Origin of the sequence: Streptomyces spongiae (genome assembly GCF_009377185.1) — a bacterium.
Classification (GTDB): Bacteria; Actinomycetota; Actinomycetes; order Streptomycetales; family Streptomycetaceae; genus Streptomyces; species Streptomyces spongiae.
On sequence record NZ_VJZC01000142.1, the window covers coordinates 1 to 19380 of the forward strand.

Consider the following 19380-nt stretch of genomic DNA (forward strand, 5'->3'; position numbering starts at 1 on the left):
CGTCCGCGCCCCGGGCGGGGACCCGGCCCCAGTGGCCCTTGATCAGTCCGTCATCGTCAGCCTCCCGTGGCGTTCCGGATGACGTCGGGCTTGTTGGTGATGATGCCGTCCACGCCGTACCCGGCGACGCGGCGGGCGCCCGCCGCGTCGTCCACCGTCCAGGTGAGGACCTCCAGCGGCTTGCCGTGCGGCCCGTCGAACGCCTGGATCGCGGCGACGTAACTGCTGGAGATCGTGGTGTGCGACGGATTGATCTGGTCGGCGAACGTCGCGTACTCGGGCAGGTCGGTGACCGAGGGAGTGCCCAGAAAGGCGGTCTTGACACCCGGACGCAGCCGGTGAACCGTCCGCACGGTGTCGGCGCTGAAGCTCTGGACGACCAGCCTGCTCCTGAGCTGCACCGGGCTGAGCCAGCCCTCGTTGCTCAGCACCTTGAGCGTCTCCCGCTCGATGCCGGGGTAGAGAGCGGGGTTCTTGATCTCCAGGACGAGCTTCTGGTGGTTGCGCGACACGCGGTTCATGTACTGCTTCAGGGTCGGCACACGCGCGCCCTTGTAGCGGGAACTGAACCAGCTGCCCGCGTCCAGCCGGGCGACCTCCGCGGCGGTGAAGTCCCGCACGTTCCAGGGGGAGCGGTTGGGGAAGACCTTCTCCACGTTCGTCGTGCGGGCGAGGGAGGCGTCGTGGAGGACGACGAGTTCGCCGTCCCTGGTGCGCTGGACGTCGTTCTCGACCCAGCTGAAGCCCATGTCGGCGGCCTTGTCCACGGCCGCCAGGGTGTTCTCGGGTGCGTAGGCGGAAGCTCCGCGATGCGCCACCACGAGCGGGCTGTCGCTCGCCTCGGCGGCCTGGGCGTGGGAAGTGGGGAGAAAGAGGACGGTGGCCCCCATGAGCGCGGTGGTCGCGGCGGCAACAGCGCGCACGTGCATGCGTACTCCTCGCGTCGAGCGGTCACGGATAGGTCAAGAGTGACAGCAGAGGGTCAACGGGAGGAGGGTGCAGGATGGCCACGAGTTGAATGGAGTTGCCCAAGTCCGCACACGGGCACCGCACAAGTGAGGCAGGGCCGTGTTTCTTTGCTGGAATATCGTTCGACCATTCCGGTGGGGTCATACTCTCTGCCTCACCCCTGACTGCTGTCAGCGGTCCCGGGGTGGGGGCATTTCAGGAAGTTCGTGATGTAACAGGGTGGGAAGGGCAGCCGCGCATGCAGGGCACGGTCGACGGCTTCAGCTACGGACTCGTCACGCCGTTGGTGGCCTATCTCATGGCCTGCCTCGGCGGAGCGCTCGGCCTGCGCTGCACCACCAGATCGATGCTCGTCGCCGGCCGATGGCGGGCCGGCTGGCTCGCCATGGGTTCGGCGGCGATCGGGTCCGGCATCTGGACCATGCACTTCGTCGCGATGATGGGCTTCACGGTCCGTGAGACCCCGATCCACTACGACAAGCCGATCACGTTCGCGAGCCTCGCCGTCGCGATCGTCATGGTCGGCATCGGGATCTTCATCGTCGGCTACAAAGGGGCGACCGGAACCGCCCTCTTCACCGGCGGCACCATCACCGGTCTGGGCATCGCGTCCATGCACTACCTGGGCATGGCGGGCATGCGTCTCAACGGAAAGCTCGCGTACAACACCCTCACCGTCTCCGTGTCGGTCGTCATAGCGGTCGCGGCCGCCACCGCCGCCCTCTGGGCGGCCGGACAGGTCCGCGGTTTCCTGTGGAGCGTGGGCGCCAGCCTCGTCATGGGGCTCGCTGTCACCGGCATGCACTACACGGGCATGGCCGCACTCAGCGTCCACCTGCACGGCGCCGGGGGCGGCACCCCCGCGGGCGAATCCCCCGCATCCCTGCTCGCGCCGATGATGATCGGCCCGCTCGCCTTCCTGCTCCTCGCCGGCGTCGTGGTGCTGTTCGACCCCATGATGGTCATGGGCAAGCCCACCACCTGGACCGCCACCGAACAGCGCCCCGGCATCCCCGCCCACTCCACCGCCGCCCACCTCGGCAGGCGCCCCGCGGCCCGCTCCCGCCAGCACCACCAGCGCCCCCGGCGGTCGAGCTCCCGCACCCCGCAGAACTGGTGATCAGCGCCCGTTGTCAGTGCGGGGTCGTACGGTGGATTCCATGCGGCCCGTATCAAAGATCGAACGCACGGTGGCGCCCTTCGAGGTCGTCAGCCCCTACCAGCCGAGCGGCGACCAGCCCGCGGCCATCGCCGAGCTCGCTCGGCGCATCGAAGCAGGTGAGAAGGACGTCGTCCTGCTGGGTGCGACCGGCACCGGCAAGTCCGCCACCACCGCGTGGATGATCGAGAAGCTTCAGCGCCCCACCCTCGTGATGGCGCCGAACAAGACCCTGGCCGCCCAACTGGCGAACGAGTTCCGTGAACTCCTGCCGAACAACGCCGTCGAGTACTTCGTCTCGTACTACGACTACTACCAGCCCGAGGCATACGTCCCGCAGTCGGACACGTACATCGAGAAGGACTCCTCGATCAACGAGGAGGTGGAGCGCCTGCGCCACTCCTCGACCAACTCGCTGCTCACCCGCCGCGACGTCGTCGTGGTCGCCTCGGTGTCCTGCATCTACGGCCTCGGTACTCCACAGGAGTACGTGGACCGGATGGTCCCCCTCAAGGTCGGGGACGAGATCGACCGCGACGATCTGCTGCGCCGCTTCGTGGACATCCAGTACAGCCGCAACGACATGGCGTTCGCCCGAGGCACCTTCCGGGTCCGCGGCGACACCATCGAGATCTTCCCGGTCTACGAGGAACTGGCCGTCCGCATCGAGATGTTCGGTGACGAGATCGAGGCGCTCTCCACGCTGCACCCCCTCACGGGCGAGGTCATCAGCGACGACGAGCAGCTGTACGTCTTCCCGGCCTCCCACTACGTCGCGGGCCCCGAGCGCATGGAGCGCGCGGTCAACGACATCGAGAAGGAGCTGGGAGAGCGCCTCGCCGAGCTGGAGAAACAGAGCAAGCTCCTGGAGTCCCAGCGTCTGCGCATGCGCACCACGTACGACATCGAGATGCTCCGCCAGATCGGCTCCTGCTCCGGCGTCGAGAACTACTCGATGCACTTCGACGGCCGCTCGCCCGGCTCCCCGCCGAACACCCTGCTGGACTACTTCCCGGAGGACTTCCTCCTGGTCATCGACGAGTCGCACGTCACCGTCCCCCAGATCGGCGCGATGTACGAGGGCGACGCCTCCCGCAAGCGCACCCTGGTGGACCACGGCTTCCGGCTGCCCTCCGCTCTGGACAACCGCCCCCTGAAGTGGGAGGAGTTCCAGGAGCGCATCGACCAGACCGTCTACCTGTCGGCCACCCCGGGCAAGTACGAGCTCTCGCGCGGCGACGGCCACGTCGAGCAGATCATCCGCCCCACCGGCCTGGTCGACCCCGAGGTCGTGGTCAAGCCCACCGAGGGGCAGATCGACGACCTGGTGCACGAGATCCGGAAGCGCACCGAGAAGGACGAGCGGGTCCTGGTCACCACGCTGACCAAGAAGATGGCCGAGGACCTCACCGAATACTTCCTCGAGCTCGGCATCCAGGTCCGCTATCTCCACAGCGACGTCGACACCCTGCGCCGTGTCGAGCTGCTGCGGGAGCTGCGCTCCGGTGAGTTCGACGTCCTGGTCGGCATCAACCTCCTCAGGGAGGGCCTCGACCTGCCGGAGGTCTCCCTGGTGGCGATCCTCGACGCCGACAAGGAGGGCTTCCTGCGCTCCGGAACCTCCCTCATCCAGACCATCGGCCGCGCGGCGCGCAACGTCTCCGGTCAGGTCCACATGTATGCCGACAAGATCACCCCGGCGATGGAGAAGGCCATCGAGGAGACCAATCGCCGCCGGGAGAAGCAGGTCGCGTACAACAAGGAGAAGGGGATCGACCCCCAGCCCCTCCGCAAGAAGATCAACGACATCGTGGCGCAGATCGCCCGCGAGGACATCGACACGGAGCAGCTCCTGGGCACGGGCTACCGCAAGGGGAAGGACGGCAAGGGCGCCAAGGCCCCTGTCCCCGCCCTCGGCAAGGGCGCCAAGTCCGCCAAGGGCAAGGCCGGGGAGACCGTGCCGACCGACCGCCCGGCTGCGGAACTCACCGAGCAGATCGAGGAGATGACCGAGCGGATGCGCGCGGCGGCCGCCGACCTCCAGTTCGAGATCGCCGCCCGGCTGCGCGACGAGGTGTCCGAGATGAAGAAGGAACTGCGGCAGATGCAGGAGGCAGGCCTGTCCTGAGAGTCCTCCACGGGGCGGCGGAGGATACCGGGAGAGAGCACCGCACCACTGGCGCGGGCGCGCTGTGTTGCAACACCGACACAAAGTGCGACCCAGGGTTCGGCACAGTCCGCGCTGAACAATAGGGTGCTGGTCAACCGCGGGTTCCGCGGTAACAGGGGACAGTTCGAGAGGGGAACAGCGCGTGACGGTCAACATGACCAAGGGGCAGGCCATCAGCCTGCAGAAGAACGACGGGGGCACGCTGACCGCGGTGCGCATGGGACTCGGCTGGCAGGCCGCCCCGCGGCGCGGGCTGTTCGGTTCCCGCACCCGGGAGATCGACCTCGACGCCTCGGCCGTGCTGTTCGCGGACAAGCAGCCGGTGGACGTCGTCTTCTTCCGCCACCTCGTCAGCGACGACGGCTCCGTGCGTCACACGGGCGACAACCTCGTCGGCGGTGTCGGCCAGGGCGACGACGAGGCCATCCTCGTCGACCTGGCGCGTGTCCCGGTCCACATCGACCAGATCGTCTTCACCGTGAACTCCTTCACGGGCCAGACCTTCCAGGAGGTGCAGAACGCGTTCTGCCGCCTGGTCGACGAGACCAACGGTCAGGAGCTGGCGCGCTACACGCTGGACGGCGGCGGCAACTACACCGCCCAGATCATGGCGAAGGTGCACAGGGTCGGCGCGGGCTGGAACATGACGGCCCTCGGCTCCTCGGCCAACGGCCGCACCTTCCAGGACCTGATGCCGGCGATCCTGCCGGTCCTGTAGGCAGCCCGACGCACAGCGCAGACAGCGACACAGGGGGGCGAAGGCGATGACGGCCGAGCTGGTCCGGGGGCAGAACCATCCGCTGTCCGAGGCCCGACTGGAGGTCCGCGTCTCGGCCGGCAAGCCGATCGTGGCCGGGGCCACGCTCAGCGACGAGCACGGCAAGGTGCACGGAGTGGAGTGGGTGGCCCACCCGGGCGCACCCACGCTGCCCGGCCTCGAGGTGTCCAGGCAGGCGGCGGCCGACCACCGTCTCGCCTTCGACCTGGACGCCATGCCGCAGGCCGTGCACCGGGTGAGCGTGCTGCTCGCGCTGCCGTCCGGGGTCGGGGGCCCGGTCCGGTTCGGCACCGTCGCCGCTCCCTTCCTCGCCGTCACCGGCCTCGACGGCACCGAGATCGCCAGCTACACCATCACCGGCCTGGACTTCGAGTCGGCCGTCGTCGCCCTGGAGCTCTACCGCCGGCAGGGCGCCTGGAAGGTCCGCGCGGTCGGCCAGGGATACGCGGGCGGCCTCGCGGAACTCCTCACCGACCAGGGCCTGCCGGAGGCCCCGCAACTCGCACGCAGCATCAACGAAGCGGTGGCACAGGGCCTCGCCCGCTCGGTGGCGGCGCCCCCGCCCCGGACCCCCGACGCCGACCGGCCGCGGCACGCCGCCGCACCCGCACAGGGTCCTGACCAGGCCCACGGCGGCACCGCACCCCGGAGCGCCTCCGGGAGCGGATCGCCGCAGCAGAGCCCCTACGGCACCTCGGACCCCCAGCACGCCACGCGAGCCGATCACGGCGCGGCACCGCAGCCGGGCCCCGCGTCGGCGGACCCGCCCGCCGTCGCACCGTCCGCCGCCCCCACCGCCGACGGCCCCGTCAACTACACGCACCCCGGCCGGCAGACGGCGGCGCCTCCGCCGCCCCCGCCGACCGCGCCCGAGGCTCAGCCGGGACAGCCCGCGCAGCCCGTCGCCGGTGACGCCACCGGCTGGTCCATGGACGAGCGGCTCTACAACCAGGTGTGGGGCATGTTCGAGGACCTGGCCCGTACCACCGCCGCATACCGCAGTGCCGTCGACTTCGCCGAATCGCGCATGGAGCAGGAGCTCGACAAGGTCCTGTCCGACCCGCGCAACCGCATAGGCGGCCAGGGCGACGCCGCGCGCGAGGCGGCCCGGGCCAAGCACACCCAGCTCGTCGAGCGGGCCAGGGAGGCCCTGGAGCGGGACCTCGCCCAGCTCAGGGCCGAGGCGGACGTCGTCGAGCTCGCTCTGCCCCCGGCGTACGCGCGCTGGGACAACCCCGTCTGGCACGGCTACCGGGTCCCGATGGAGATCCCCATGGCCCTGCGCCTGGGTGACCTCCACCTGCCCGAGGGCGAGGACCTGCGGATCCCGATGCTGGTCCGCCTGCCGCTGGAGCGGGGGCTGTGGATCGACAGCGGCTGCTCGGGATCCGGCGAGGCATCGCTCGCCGACTCCGACGAACTGCGCGCCCTGGCCCTGGAGACGGCGGTCGCGCTCGCTGCGCGGATCCTCGCGGTCTACCCGCCGGGCGAGTTCTCGGTGCATGTCATCGATCCCGCCGGGACGGGAGCGTCCGCGCTCGCGCCGCTGGTGGGGTCCGGTGTGCTCGCCGCTCCGCCCGCCGCCGGCGCCGCGGGCGTGGCCGACGTACTGGCGCGGCTCACCCAGCGTGTCGACCTGGTGCAGATGGCGGTGCGCGGAGGAGCGTCCGACGCCCTGCCCCCGGGCCTCGACCCGTCCGAACAGCTGCTGATCGTCAACGACTTCCCGCACGGCTTCGACGACCGGGCCGTCACGCAGCTGCGCTACCTGGCGGACGAGGGCCCGGCCGTGGGTGTGCACCTGATGATGGTCGCCGACCGTCAGGACGCCGCCGCGTACGGGCCGTTGCTCGACCCCCTCTGGCGTTCGCTGCTGCGACTCACGCCGGTGCCCGACGACCACCTCGCCGATCCCTGGGTGGGGCACACCTGGACGTACGAGCCTGCTCTCGTCCCGCCCGGCAGCCAGGTCCTGCAGCAGGTCCTCACCCAGGTCGCGACGGCTCGCCGGTCCTGGAACCGTTGACCGGACCGGGCTACGCACCAAGCCTGGGCAAAGCCTTCTGACCTGGCAGTTTGGATCTTCTTTTACTTATTGCTTTACCTTTCCTTGGTGATTCGAGTACTCTTTTCCGTACGGAGGGGAGTACTCCCTACCAACTTGCGGCGTACCCGTCAGTACGGATCTGGCCAGATCCCGGGGCGTCGGCCCGGTGGTACCAGGCGTCTAGGACGTCAACGGTGGCACGGGTGGAAGAGACCTCCGGCAGCGACGACGCTGACATTTGCCGTTACGTACTGCCGGAGGCGCAGTGGATGTTTCCGCGACCCTGTGGGTCCTGACCATCGTGGGCCTAGCCGCCCTCATCGCGGTCGATTTCTTCATCGGCCGCAAGCCCCATGACGTGTCCATCAAGGAAGCCGGGATCTGGACGGTCGTCTGGATCGTCCTGGCCGCGCTCTTCGGGCTCGGCCTGCTCGTCTTCTCCGGCGGTCAGCCCGCCGGAGAGTTCTTCGCCGGCTTCATCACCGAGAAGTCACTGAGCGTCGACAACCTCTTCGTCTTCGTCCTGATCATGGCGAAGTTCTCGGTGCCCTCGCAGTACCAGCAGCGGGTCCTGCTCGTCGGCGTGCTGATAGCCCTCGTGCTCCGCGCGATCTTCATCGCCGCGGGCGCAGCGATCATCTCCAGCTTCGCCTGGGTCTTCTACATCTTCGGTGCCTTCCTCATCTACACCGCCTGGAAGCTGATCCAGGAGGCCAGGGCCGACGAGGACGAGGAGGAGTGGGAGGAGAACAAGCTGCTCAAGGCCGCGGAGAAGCGCTTCGGCGTCGCCGACCGCTACCACGGCACCAAGCTCTGGATCCAGCAGAACGGCAAGCGCGTCATGACGCCGATGCTGGTCGTGATGCTCGCCATCGGTATGACGGACGTGCTGTTCGCGCTCGACTCGATCCCGGCGATCTTCGGTCTGACCCAGGACCCGTACATCGTGTTCACGGCCAACGCGTTCGCGCTGATGGGTCTGCGCCAGCTGTACTTCCTCATCGGCGGCCTGCTGAAGAAGCTGGTCCACCTCTCCTACGGCCTGTCGGTGATCCTCGGCTTCATCGGCGTCAAGCTGGTGCTGCACGCGCTGCACGAGTCCGGGGTCCATGTCCCCGAGATCTCCATACCGGTCTCGCTCGGCGTGATCTGCTCCGTGCTGATCATCACCACGATCACCAGCCTGATGGCCTCCAAGAAGCAGGCGGCCGCCGAGGCGGCGGCTGAGGTGACGCAGGAGGAGACCGAAGGCGCTCCGCAGGACAGCGTCGAGGCCGGACGGCCGCAGGCGTAGCACCAAGCAGCACCGGGAGCGCCGCTGGTCGCATGGCCGACCACCGCTCCCGGTGCTTGTTTGTCTTCTGGAGCGTTCGCCGGCTCGGGGGTGCCGTGGCCGCTCGGACGAGATGCGGCGTCCACGCGTCCGGCTCAGCCCGTGGTGGCCTCCGCCTCGACCACCCGCACCGGCCGAGTCTCCGGCAGCAGCGCGAAGCAGCCCAGGCTCAGCAGCGCGATCCCCGTCAGATACGCGGCCACACCCCAGGGAACCCCGTCGCCTCGGGCCACGGTCGTCGCCACGATCGGCGTCAGCGCACCGCCGAGCACCCCGCCCAGGTTGTACCCCACGGCAGCCCCCGTGCAGCGCACACGGGGCTCATACAGCTCCGGCAGATACGCGGCGATGACGGCGAACATCGTGATGAACGCGACCATCGCCACCAGGAAGCCGAAGAACATCAGCAGCGGCTCACCGGTCGCCAGGAGGCCGACCATGGGGAACATCCACAGCGCGGACGCCGTACAGCCGACCAGACACATCGGCCGTCGGCCGAACCGGTCGCCGAGGACCGCCGCCACCGGCGTCAGCGCGCCCTTCACGACCACGGCGGCCATGATGCAGGTCAGCATGACCGTCCGCTCCACTCTCAGTCGTTCGGTGGCGTACGCGAGGGACCAGGTCGTCACCGTGTAGAACACGGCGTATCCGGTCGCCAGCGCCCCGGCCGTGAGCAGGACCAGCCGCCAGTGGCCCCGCACCACTTCGGCGAGCGGCACGCGCGCGTGATCGTCGATGCCGAGGAACTGGGGGCTCTCGGCGAGCGAGGAGCGCAGCCACAGCCCGGCCAGGGCCAGTGCCCCCGCCGCCCAGAACGGCACCCGCCACCCCCAGGACGCGAACTGAGCCTCCGACAGCGTCGCCGACAGTACCAGCATCACGCCGTTGGCCAGCAAGAACCCCACCGCCGGGCCGATCTGCGGGAAGCTCGACCACAACCCGCGCCGCTCGGCGGGCGCGTGCTCCGCCGTCAGCAGCACGGCGCCGCCCCACTCCCCACCGAGCCCGAGCCCTTGCAGGAAACGCAGCACGAGCAGGAGTACGGGAGCGGTCACGCCGATCGAGTCGTACGTGGGGACGCAGCCGACGGCGACGGTCGCCGCGCCGGTCAGCAACAGCGAGGCGACGAGGACCGGCCGCCGTCCGTGCCGGTCCCCGATGTGCCCGAACAGCACCGATCCCAGGGGGCGTGCCACGAAGCCGATGCCGAAGGTCGCGAAGGCCGCGAGCATGCCCGCCACCGGTGAGAACGTCGGGAAGAACAGTGGCCCCAGGACCAGTGCGGCCGCGGTGCCGTACACGAAGAAGTCGTAGAACTCGATGGCCGTCCCGGCGAGCGAGGCGGCCGCGAGCCGCAACATGGAGGGCTGTTTCACGGTGTGTGCATGGCGCATGCCGCGTCAACTACCCACGGTGATCAGCGGTTACGGGGGCGCACGGTGGTCCGCACGAGGCGAGTGCCTCTCAGTACGTCACCGTGATGCGCCGGGCGGGCCCGTCCACGCGGATCGCGCCCCCATAGGGGATGACGACTTGGGGATCGGTGTGTCCGAGGTCCACGTCGAAGACGATCAGCATGTCGGGGGCGTACACACGCAGGGCGCGCAGGACGGCCTCGCGCTGCTCGGCCGCGTAACGGGCGCCCTCGTCGGGGCTGTTGGGGCGCGAGAAGTCCCAGGTTCTGGCCCGGCCCATCAGGAGCGCGGAGAACCGCTGGAGCAGCCCGCGCTCGCCCATGTTCCGGAGGGTGCGGAACACTTCCTCGCTGCTCGGCAGTTCCTCCGAGGTCTCCAGGAACAGCACGCCGCCGTCGAACACAGCGAGGTCGTGGGGCACTTCACGGTCGGCCATCAGCAGCCAGCCGACAATCTCCAGACAGCCGCCCCAGCTGCGGCCCTCGACCACCCGGTCCGCGTTCACCCAGGTCCACCCCGTGCCCGGCCGGGTCTCCGGCTCGGACTCGAAGGTCGCCGGGTCCGCCCAGTCGCGACTGACGTCGCGCCAGCGCTCGGCGGGTCTGAGCTCGTACGCACCCGACGTGAAGAGCGCCGCCCGCACCGACTCGGCGGTCAGCGGGTCCATGGCGACGGGCCGGCCCAACTCGGCCATCACGGACGCGCCGTGATAGCTGACGATGCCGGTGTTCCACAGGTACGCGAGCAGGTTCGTGTTGTCGCTCCAACCGAAGAACGGCTTCGGGTTGGCGCGGATCAACTCCCGGTCCAGCAGCGGCAGCACGGTGATCTGGTCGTCGCCACCGATCGACGCGATGACCGCCTTCACGCTCGGGTCGGCGAAGGCCGCGTGGATGTCGTCGGCGCGCTCCTGGGGCGTCGAGCCCATCTTCCGGGTCGTCGGGTACTCGACCGGTTCGAGGCCGTAGTCCTTGCGCAGACGCTCCAGGCCCAGTTCGAAAGGGAGGGGGAGGAGGCCCGGCAGCCCGGATGACGGGGAGATCACGGCTATGCGGTCGCCGGGGGAGGGCTTGGGAGGGTACGCGGGCGTGGTCATGCGGGGAGCGTACGGGCTCACCCACTGTCGGTGCACCGTGATAAACCGGGTCTGAGCAGCGGTCTTGAAAACGGGCCGCCCGAGCCGACCGGACCGGAGGAACCGTGCCCCGCACCCTCGCCAACGCCCCGATCATGATCCTCAACGGGCCCAACCTGAACCTCCTCGGCCAGCGCCAGCCCGAGATCTACGGCTCCGACACACTCGCCGACGTCGAGGCCCTGTGCGCCAAGGCGGCGGCCGCGCACGGCGGCACGGTGGACTTCCGGCAGTCCAACCACGAGGGCGAACTGGTCGACTGGATCCACGAGGCGCGCCTGAACCACGCCGGCATCGTCATCAACCCCGGTGCCTACTCGCACACCTCCGTGGCGATCCTGGACGCCCTCAACACCTGCGACGGCCTGCCCGTGCTGGAGGTTCACATCTCCAACATCCACAAGCGCGAGGAGTTCCGGCACCACTCGTACGTCTCGCTCCGCGCGGACGGCGTCATCGCCGGCTGCGGGGTGCAGGGGTACGTGTTCGGGGTGGAGCGGGTCGCGGCGCTGGTGGGAGCGGCCCAGGCCGACGCGTAGCTCCTGCGGGCCGCGGTCGCCGCCGTAGCTTCTGCCGGGCCGCGGTCGCCGCCGTAGCTTCTGCCGGGCCGCGGTCGCCGCCGTAGCTTCTGCCGGGCCGCAGCCGCCACCCGTGGTTCCTGCCGGTCTACAGCCGCCCCGCGTCCACGATCCGCCGCAGGAAGCGCCGCGTACGCTCCTGCTGCGGGTCTCCGAAGACCTGCTCGGCGGTGCCGCGCTCCAGGACCACGCCGCCGTCCAGGAAGCACACCTGGTCCGCGACCTCGCGGGCGAAGCCCATCTCGTGCGTGGCCAGCACCATGGTCATGCCGTCGTCCTTCAGATCCCGGACGACGGTGAGGACCTCGCCCACGAGCTCGGGGTCGAGGGCGGCGGTGATCTCGTCGAGGAGGAGCAGCCGGGGCCGTACGGCCAACGCGCGGACGATCGCGACCCGTTGCTGCTGCCCGCCGCTCAGCCGGTCGGGGTACTCGCCCGCCTTGTCACCGAGCCCGAGCCGCTCCAGCAGTTCCCGGGCGCGGTCCTCGGCCTCCGCGCGGGCCACGCCGTGGACACGGCGCGGGGCGAGGGTGATGTTCTCCAGGACGGTCATGTGCGGGAAGAGGTTGTACGCCTGGAAGACCACGCCGATCCGGCGGCGCACCGCGTCCTGGTTCGCCCGGGGGTCCGTGATCTCCTCGTCGTCCAGCCAGATCGCCCCGTCGTCGATCTCCTCCAGGAGGTTGGCGCAGCGCAGCAGCGTCGACTTGCCGGACCCGGAGGCGCCGATCAGGGCGGTCACCGTGTGCGGGGCGACCTCCAGATCGACGTTCCGCAGGACGACAGCATCCCCGAACGTCTTGCGGACGGACTCCATCCGCAGCACCGGCGGCCGAGTCGAGAGCTGCTCCTGGGACTCACTCATGGCGTGCCTCCCTGGGCCCGCCGCCGGTCCATGCGGGCGGTGACCCAGTCCGTGAAGCGGGTCATCGGGATGGTCAGCGCGACGAAGACCAGCCCGGCGACGATGTACGGCGTGTAGTTGAGACTGCGGCCCACGATGATGTCGGCGGCGCGCACGGCGTCGACCGCGCCGCCGATCGACACGAGCCCGGTGTCCTTCTGCAGCGACACCAGGTCGTTGAGCAGGGGCGGTACCTGGCGGCGCACCGCCTGGGGGAGGACGACATGCCGCAGCGCCTGCCGGTTGGTCAGGCCGAGGGAACGTGCCGCCGCCCGCTGCGAGGGGTGCACGGACTCGATGCCGGCGCGGAACACCTCGGCGACGTACGCCGAGTACGTCAGCGTCAGTGCCGTACCGCCCAGCAGCACCGGATCGACGGTCACGCCCTGCAGCCGCAGAGCCGGGACGCCCAGGACGACGATCATCAGGTTGATGATGAGCGGCAGCCCCCGGAAGAAGTCGGTGTACGCGGCGGCCAGCGCCCGCACGGGGAAGAAGACCGGGCCGGGCAGGGTACGCGCGATGGCGATGAGCATGCCGAGGACGAGCACGGCGGCACCGCACACCAGCAGGAGCCGGACGTTCAGCCAGAGCCCTTCGAGGACCTGGGGGAACGCCTCGCGCGCGTACCCCCAGTCGAAGAACGTCTCCTTGGTGCGCGGCCAGCCGGGCGCGTTGACGACGACCAGGTAGAGGACGACGCCCGTGACCAGGGTCGACACGGCGGCGATCGCCGCCGCGCGGCGGGCGCGGGCCCGCTTGTGGGCCTCCCGGTCGATCCGCCGCTGGGAGGGGACGTACGCGTCGTCCCTGTCCCCGTCCCGCGTGTCGCCCGGGTCGTCCTGCGCGGACTCCTCCTTCAGAGACGTCACTTGAGCACCGGCGCGTCGACGGCGTCGGACAGCCACTGCTTCTCGATCTTCGCGAGCGTCTTGTCCTCGCGCAGGGCGTCCACGGCGTCCGTCACGCACGAGGTGAGCGCGCTGCCCTTGTCGAGGACGAGGCCGAACTGCTCCGGCGTGCCGCCCTGGTTCTCGAACTGCCCGACGATCCTCGCGTCCGTGACCTCGGCCCCGGTGATGTAGAACGCGGTCGGCAGGTCCACCACGATGGCGTCGACCTGGCCGTTCTTCAGCGCGGACTTGGCCTGGTCGTTCTTGGCGAACGCCGCGGCCTCCTGCTTCGGCTTCACCACGTCGCTGATGTAGTCGAGGCTGGTGGTGCCCACCTGGGCGCCCAGCTTCGTGTCCTTCAGGTCGGCGATGCTCGTCGCCTTCGCGGCCTTGGAGTCCTTGAGCGCGACGACGGCCTGGCGCACGTCGTAGTAGCCGGACGAGAAGTCCACGGCCTTCTTGCGCTCGTCGCTGATGGACACCTGGTTGATGTCGAAGTCGAAGGTCTTCTCACCGGGCGCGAAAGCCTTGTTGAAGGGCACGGTCTGCCAGACCACGTCGGCCTTGTCGTAGCCGAGTTGCTGCGCCACGGCGTACGCGACCGCCGACTCGAAGCCCTTGCCGTTCGCGGGGTCGTCGTCCTTGAACCAGGGCTCGTACGCCGGCTTGTCGGTCGCGATCGTCAGCTTGCCGGACGTCTCGGTGCTCAATTTGCCCTTGGCGCAGGTCTCCTGGGCGGAGCCGGAGGCATTGTCGGAGGCGTTGTCCTCCGGCTGCGGGGCGCAGCCCACGGCGACGGCGAGCAGGGCGACGGTGGCGGCGGACGCGGCGCGGCGCAGGGCGCGAGGCGCTCCCAGGGCGAGATGCATGGCGGGAGAGTGACAGTGCGGCATCCCGTTTGTCGAGGTCACGACGGCATCTTTCCGCATACTGGGAACGGGTGTTGCAGTCTTGTGAACACCCGGCGGGAAGTCTCTGTGAGCACCCGGCGTGGAGCCTGGGTGAACACCCGGCGGAAAGCTCCGAGGGGCCGCCGGCCGAGGGCGGGGATGAGAGGCCGGCGGCCCATACCGCACAGGAGCCGTCATCCTGAGCGGACTGCTTCCAGTGGACTGCGCCATTGACTGCGCCGGGAGCGCGCGAAGGGCACCAGCGCGTGTGTTCGGTTCACACGGGGCGCGTACGGCGCGCGCTCTGCGACGCGCGCCGGTTCGCACACCAACTGCCACCCGACATCAGGGACTTCAGGGTTCTCGGTCGCTTCAGGGGGTCTCACCAGCCCCGTGCGTGCCACTCCGGCAGGTGCGGACGCTCCGCGCCCAGCGTCGTGTCGTCGCCGTGGCCCGGGTAGACCCACGTCTCGTCCGGGAGCGCGTCGAAGATCTTCGTCTCGACGTCGTGGATCAGACTGGCGAACGCCTCGGGATCCTTACGTGTGTTGCCCACACCTCCCGGGAACAGGCAGTCCCCCGTGAACACATGAGGGTGCCCGTGCGGGTCGTCGTAGACGAGGGCGATCGAGCCCGGGGTGTGCCCCACCAGATGGCGTGCGGTCAGCTCTACGCGCCCCACCCGGATCGTGTCGCCGTCGTCGACCGGGACGTCGGTCGGCACCGGGATGCCCTCGGCGTCGTCCCGGCCCGCGTATGTGCGCGCGCCCGTCGTCGCCACGACCTCGGCGAGCGCCTGCCAGTGGTCGCCGTGCTGATGCGTGGTGACGACGGAGGCGATGCCGTCGCCGCCGATCAGCGTGAGCAGCGTGGCCGCGTCGTTCGCCGCGTCGATCAGCAACTGCTCGTCGGTGGCACGACAGCGCAGCAAGTACGCGTTGTTGTTCATCGGGCCCACCGCGACCTTGGAGACCATCAGGTCCTGCAGTTCGTGCACATCCGCAGGGCCGCCGACCTTCACCTCTCCGCTGTACGTCATGGCCGCAAGCCTATAGCGGGGGCAGCGAGGGCAGTGCCCCTCCCTCGACGTGCAGGGCGGAGCCGTCGCGGCGGCCGGCCAGCCAGCCGAGGAGGTCGGCCTGGCGGCCGCTGACCGTGAGCTCGGGAAGTGGCGGCATGTAGCCGCTCTCCATCTGCTCCCGGGAGACTCCCTCCAGGGCCCCGGTGGGGAGCATGCGCCCGTCGTCCTGCTTGATCAGCAGGGCGGGGACGCCGGGGTGGCGGCTGAACCGGGCGGCGAGGAAGTTGATCTCGCGCTGAGTGAACTCCTTCGAGAGGTCCTCCAGCTCGTACCCGATGCCGAGGTCCACGTGGTGCAGCTCCACCTCGATCCAGCGCCGGAACGGCACCCGCGCCGCCTGGTCGGTCACGCCGTTGCGCAGCTCCACGGTGCGCGACCAGTCCGCAGGGGCGGCGGCCGCCTCCTGGAAGCGGCCCGCGCTCTCGCGCACGTCGGCGAGCTGGACGTCCAGGGGACGCGGGGCGTCCCGCTCGATGTCGGCGTCCCGGGCGTCCCCGGAGACGTACATGGGACGCCCCTGGAGGACGTTCACGAGCGCGTCCGCGTTGCGGGCGAGGTGGGCGAGGACGTGGCCGCGGGTCCAGCCGGGGAGCCGTGACGACTCGGAGACGGATGCGTTGTCCAGTTTGGCGGCTGCGGTGAGGAGCCGCTCGGTCGCGTCACGTACAGATGCCAGGTCGCGCGCATGATCCATCATGAGGCCGACCCTAGTCCCGCCACACGTTTGGGTGAAGGATGTGGACCGCCGCCGCAAATCGAATGCGCGTGCTATATGGTCAGGTTCGGCGTCGGGCATGCTGGAAGGCCCGGGATTGTTGAAGAACGGGGAAACAGAACCGGCGCTGTCAGTGGCTCCCCCTAATGTGTGAAGGGCGGGGGCCCCGCCCCTGCTACTTCACTCAAGAAAGGTGCGGACCGGCGTGGCCGACCGTCTCATCGTCCGTGGCGCGCGCGAGCACAACCTCAAGAATGTCTCGCTCGACCTGCCGCGCGACTCGCTCATCGTCTTCACGGGCCTGTCGGGGTCGGGCAAGTCCTCGCTGGCCTTCGACACCATCTTCGCCGAGGGCCAGCGCCGCTACGTGGAGTCGCTGTCCTCGTACGCACGGCAGTTCCTCGGCCAGATGGACAAGCCGGATGTGGACTTCATCGAGGGCCTGTCCCCGGCTGTCTCCATCGACCAGAAGTCGACCTCGCGCAACCCGCGCTCGACGGTCGGCACCATCACCGAGGTCTACGACTACCTGCGCCTGCTCTTCGCGCGCATCGGCAAGCCGCACTGCCCCGAGTGCGGCCGCCCGATCACGCGCCAGTCGCCGCAGGCCATCGTCGACAAGGTCCTGGAGCTGCCGGAGGGGAGCCGCTTCCAGGTGCTGTCGCCGCTGGTGCGCGAGCGCAAGGGGGAGTTCGTCGACCTCTTCGCGGACCTCCAGACCAAGGGCTACTCCCGCGCGCGTGTGGACGGGCAGACCATCCAGCTGTCCGAGCCGCCGACGCTGAAGAAGCAGGAGAAGCACACCATCGAGGTGGTCGTCGACCGGCTCACGGTCAAGGACTCCGCCAAGCGCCGCCTCACCGACTCCGTGGAGACCGCCCTCGGTCTCTCCGGCGGCATGGTCGTGCTCGACTTCGTCGACCTCCCCGAGGACGACCCCGAGCGCGAGCGCATGTACTCGGAGCACCTGTACTGCCCGTACGACGACCTGTCCTTCGAGGAGCTGGAGCCCCGCTCCTTCTCCTTCAACTCGCCCTTCGGCGCCTGCCCGGACTGCACCGGCATCGGCACGCGCATGGAGGTCGACCCCGAGCTGATCGTCCCCGACGAGGAGAAGTCCCTCGACGAGGGCGCCATCCACCCCTGGTCGCACGGGCACACCAAGGACTACTTCGGCCGTCTCATCGGGGCCCTGGCGGACGCGCTGGGATTCCGGACGGACATCCCCTTCGCCGGTCTCCCGCAGCGCGCGAGGAAGGCCCTGCTGCACGGCCACAAGACGCAGATCGAGGTCCGCTACCGCAACCGGTACGGGCGCGAGCGCGTGTACACCACGGCCTTCGAAGGCGCCGTCCCCTTCGTGAAGCGGCGGCACAGCGAGGCCGAGAGCGACGCCAGCCGCGAGCGCTTCGAGGGCTACATGCGCGAGGTGCCCTGCCCCACCTGTGAGGGCACGCGCCTGAAGCCGATCGTCCTCGCGGTCACGGTCATGGAGAAGTCGATCGCCGAGGTCTCCGCGATGTCCATCAGCGACTGCGCTGAGTTCCTGGGCGAGATGAAGCTCAACGCGCGCGACAAGAAGATCGCCGAGCGAGTGCTGAAGGAGGTCAACGAACGGCTGCGGTTCCTGGTCGACGTCGGCCTGGACTACCTCTCGCTCAACCGCGCGGCCGGCACCCTCTCCGGCGGTGAGGCCCAGCGCATCCGCCTGGCCACGCAGATCGGCTCCGGCCTCGTGGGCGTGCTGTACGTCCTCGACGAGCCCTCCATCGGCCTGCACCAGCGTGACAACCACCGGCTGATCGAGACCCTGGTCCGCCTGCGCGACATGGGCAACACGCTCATCGTCGTCGAGCACGACGAGGACACGATCAAGACCGCCGACTGGGTCGTCGACATCGGCCCCGGCGCCGGTGAGCACGGCGGCAAGGTCGTGCACAGCGGTCCCCTGAAGGAGCTGCTGGCCAACGCCGAGTCGATGACCGGGCAGTACCTGGCAGGCAAGAAGGAGATCACGCTCCCGGACCTCCGCCGCCCCGTCGATCCGGGCCGCAGGCTCACCGTCCACGGCGCCCGTGAGAACAACCTCCAGGACATCGACGTGTCCTTCCCGCTGGGCGTGCTCACGGCCGTCACGGGTGTGTCGGGCTCCGGCAAGTCGACGCTGGTCAACGACATCCTGTACACGCACCTGGCCCGCGAACTGAACGGCGCCCGGACCGTGCCCGGGCGGCACACGCGCGTGGACGGCGACGACCTCGTCGACAAGGTGGTCCACGTCGACCAGTCGCCCATCGGCCGCACCCCGCGGTCCAACCCGGCGACGTACACCGGGGTCTTCGACCATGTCCGCAAGCTGTTCGCCGAGACGACCGAGGCGAAGGTGCGGGGTTACATGCCCGGTCGCTTCTCCTTCAACGTCAAGGGCGGCCGCTGCGAGAACTGCTCCGGCGACGGCACCATCAAGATCGAGATGAACTTCCTGCCGGACGTGTACGTCCCGTGCGAGGTCTGCCACGGGGCGCGCTACAACCGGGAGACCCTGGAGGTCCACTACAAGGGCAAGTCCATCTCCGAGGTCCTGGACATGCCGATCGAGGAGGCGCTCGGCTTCTTCGAGGCCGTGCCCGCGATCGCCCGCCACCTGAAGACGCTCAACGACGTCGGCCTCGGCTACGTCAGGCTCGGCCAGCCCGCGCCGACGCTGTCCGGCGGTGAGGCGCAGCGCGTCAAGCTGGCGAGCGAGCTGCAGAAGCGGTCCACCGGACGCACGGTGTACGTGCTCGACGAGCCGACCACCGGTCTGCACTTCGAGGACATCAGTAAGCTGATCTCGGTGCTGTCGGGCCTGGTCGACAAGGGCAACACGGTCATCGTCATCGAGCACAACCTCGACGTCATCAAGACCGCCGACTGGGTCGTCGACATGGGCCCCGAGGGCGGCAGCGGCGGCGGCCTCGTCATCGCCGAGGGCACGCCCGAGCAGGTCGCCGGGGTCCCGGCCAGCCACACCGGCAAGTTCCTGCGGGAGATCCTGGGCGCCGAGCGCGTCAGCGACGCCGCCCAGGTCAAGGCTCCGCGCAGGGCCGCGGCCAAGAAGACGGTCGCCGCCACGTCGACGGCCAGGAAGACGGCGACGGCGAAGACCGCCAACAGCACGGCGACCAAGAAGGCCGCCGCGGCCACGAAGAAGGCGCCCCCCGCCAAGAAGACCGCGAAGACCACGCGGGCAAGCAAGGCGTAACGCCCACGCCCCGAGGCGAGACGGCAAGCGTGCGACGGGCGGTGTCCCGCGGGAACTCCCCGCGGG

15 protein-coding genes are annotated in these 19380 nt (G+C 69.5%); 7 read left to right on the forward strand and 8 right to left on the reverse strand.

All coding sequences use genetic code 11. From position 1 onward, the window contains the following. Positions 1-56: 56 nt before the first annotated feature. A complete protein-coding gene (locus tag FNH08_RS20590) occupies positions 57-929 on the reverse strand; it encodes a glycerophosphodiester phosphodiesterase (protein WP_152772963.1) in 873 nt (290 codons plus the stop codon). Positions 930-1207: 278 nt separating this feature from the next. Between FNH08_RS20590 and FNH08_RS20595 the strand changes: the two genes are divergently transcribed. The 5 genes from FNH08_RS20595 (at position 1208) to FNH08_RS20615 (ending at position 8417) form a co-directional block, all read left to right on the forward strand. After that, on the forward strand, positions 1208-2089 hold the full coding sequence (locus FNH08_RS20595) for an MHYT domain-containing protein (RefSeq protein ID WP_152772964.1): 882 nt from the start codon (positions 1208-1210) through the stop codon (positions 2087-2089). Positions 2090-2129: 40 nt separating this feature from the next. Then, positions 2130-4256, forward strand: a complete 2127-nt coding sequence (gene uvrB / locus FNH08_RS20600) for an excinuclease ABC subunit UvrB (RefSeq protein WP_152772965.1) — start codon at positions 2130-2132, stop codon at positions 4254-4256. Between the two features lie 184 nt (positions 4257-4440). Continuing rightward, positions 4441-5016: a TerD family protein gene (locus FNH08_RS20605; RefSeq protein ID WP_322724960.1), complete on the forward strand. Its 576-nt coding sequence runs from the start codon at positions 4441-4443 to the stop codon at positions 5014-5016. 46 nt (positions 5017-5062) lie between these two features. After that, the gene (locus FNH08_RS20610; RefSeq protein ID WP_152772966.1) at positions 5063-7102 is read left to right on the forward strand and encodes a TerD family protein; all 2040 of its coding nucleotides are present in this window, start codon (positions 5063-5065) and stop codon (positions 7100-7102) included. 286 nt (positions 7103-7388) lie between these two features. Next, positions 7389-8417: a TerC/Alx family metal homeostasis membrane protein gene (locus FNH08_RS20615; protein ID WP_322724961.1), complete on the forward strand. Its 1029-nt coding sequence runs from the start codon at positions 7389-7391 to the stop codon at positions 8415-8417. A gap of 134 nt (positions 8418-8551) precedes the next feature. Here FNH08_RS20615 and FNH08_RS20620 read toward each other — a convergent pair whose 3' ends face one another. Next, complete coding sequence (locus FNH08_RS20620; RefSeq protein ID WP_152772975.1) at positions 8552-9820, reverse strand: MFS transporter; 1269 nt, start codon at positions 9818-9820, stop codon at positions 8552-8554. Positions 9821-9923: 103 nt separating this feature from the next. After that, positions 9924-10970 (reverse strand): S66 family peptidase, encoded by a 1047-nt coding sequence (locus FNH08_RS20625; protein WP_152772968.1) that lies wholly within the window; start codon positions 10968-10970, stop codon positions 9924-9926. A 104-nt stretch (positions 10971-11074) separates the two neighbouring features. Between FNH08_RS20625 and aroQ the strand changes: the two genes are divergently transcribed. After that, complete coding sequence (aroQ, locus tag FNH08_RS20630) at positions 11075-11548, forward strand: type II 3-dehydroquinate dehydratase (RefSeq protein ID WP_322724962.1); 474 nt, start codon at positions 11075-11077, stop codon at positions 11546-11548. A 127-nt stretch (positions 11549-11675) separates the two neighbouring features. Here the strand turns inward: aroQ and FNH08_RS20635 are convergent, their stop codons facing one another. The 5 genes from FNH08_RS20635 to FNH08_RS20655 form a co-directional block, all read right to left on the reverse strand. After that, positions 11676-12452 (reverse strand): amino acid ABC transporter ATP-binding protein, encoded by a 777-nt coding sequence (locus FNH08_RS20635; RefSeq protein ID WP_152772969.1) that lies wholly within the window; start codon positions 12450-12452, stop codon positions 11676-11678. Continuing rightward, positions 12449-13363 carry an amino acid ABC transporter permease gene (locus FNH08_RS20640; protein WP_407704417.1) on the reverse strand — a complete coding sequence of 305 codons (915 nt, stop codon included), beginning with the start codon at positions 13361-13363 and terminating at the stop codon, positions 12449-12451. The genes FNH08_RS20635 and FNH08_RS20640 overlap by 4 nt, the downstream gene beginning before the upstream one ends. Next, complete coding sequence (locus FNH08_RS20645; protein ID WP_152772970.1) at positions 13360-14253, reverse strand: ABC transporter substrate-binding protein; 894 nt, start codon at positions 14251-14253, stop codon at positions 13360-13362. Before FNH08_RS20645 ends, FNH08_RS20640 begins: the two co-directional genes overlap by 4 nt. 403 nt (positions 14254-14656) lie before the next feature. Continuing rightward, a complete protein-coding gene (locus FNH08_RS20650; RefSeq protein WP_152772971.1) occupies positions 14657-15313 on the reverse strand; it encodes an MBL fold metallo-hydrolase in 657 nt (218 codons plus the stop codon). Positions 15314-15323: 10 nt separating this feature from the next. Beyond that, the gene (locus FNH08_RS20655) at positions 15324-16052 is read right to left on the reverse strand and encodes a maleylpyruvate isomerase family mycothiol-dependent enzyme (protein ID WP_152772972.1); all 729 of its coding nucleotides are present in this window, start codon (positions 16050-16052) and stop codon (positions 15324-15326) included. A gap of 223 nt (positions 16053-16275) precedes the next feature. Between FNH08_RS20655 and uvrA the strand changes: the two genes are divergently transcribed. After that, the gene (gene uvrA, locus FNH08_RS20660) at positions 16276-19314 is read left to right on the forward strand and encodes an excinuclease ABC subunit UvrA (RefSeq protein ID WP_322724964.1); all 3039 of its coding nucleotides are present in this window, start codon (positions 16276-16278) and stop codon (positions 19312-19314) included. Positions 19315-19380 lie beyond the last annotated feature (66 nt).

What these genes read in the sequence shown, in the direction of transcription:
- FNH08_RS20590 (WP_152772963.1), bottom strand. Translation starts at nt 929, where the DNA reads ATGCACGTGCGCGCTGTTGCCGCCGCGACCACCGCGCTCATGGGGGCC.
- FNH08_RS20595 (WP_152772964.1), top strand. Translation starts at nt 1,208, where the DNA reads ATGCAGGGCACGGTCGACGGCTTCAGCTACGGACTCGTCACGCCGTTG.
- uvrB (WP_152772965.1), top strand. Translation starts at nt 2,130, where the DNA reads ATGCGGCCCGTATCAAAGATCGAACGCACGGTGGCGCCCTTCGAGGTC.
- FNH08_RS20610 (WP_152772966.1), top strand. Translation starts at nt 5,063, where the DNA reads ATGACGGCCGAGCTGGTCCGGGGGCAGAACCATCCGCTGTCCGAGGCC.
- FNH08_RS20620 (WP_152772975.1), bottom strand. Translation starts at nt 9,820, where the DNA reads ATGTTGCGGCTCGCGGCCGCCTCGCTCGCCGGGACGGCCATCGAGTTC.
- FNH08_RS20625 (WP_152772968.1), bottom strand. Translation starts at nt 10,970, where the DNA reads ATGACCACGCCCGCGTACCCTCCCAAGCCCTCCCCCGGCGACCGCATA.
- FNH08_RS20635 (WP_152772969.1), bottom strand. Translation starts at nt 12,452, where the DNA reads ATGAGTGAGTCCCAGGAGCAGCTCTCGACTCGGCCGCCGGTGCTGCGG.
- FNH08_RS20645 (WP_152772970.1), bottom strand. Translation starts at nt 14,253, where the DNA reads ATGCATCTCGCCCTGGGAGCGCCTCGCGCCCTGCGCCGCGCCGCGTCC.
- FNH08_RS20650 (WP_152772971.1), bottom strand. Translation starts at nt 15,313, where the DNA reads ATGACGTACAGCGGAGAGGTGAAGGTCGGCGGCCCTGCGGATGTGCAC.
- FNH08_RS20655 (WP_152772972.1), bottom strand. Translation starts at nt 16,052, where the DNA reads ATGATGGATCATGCGCGCGACCTGGCATCTGTACGTGACGCGACCGAG.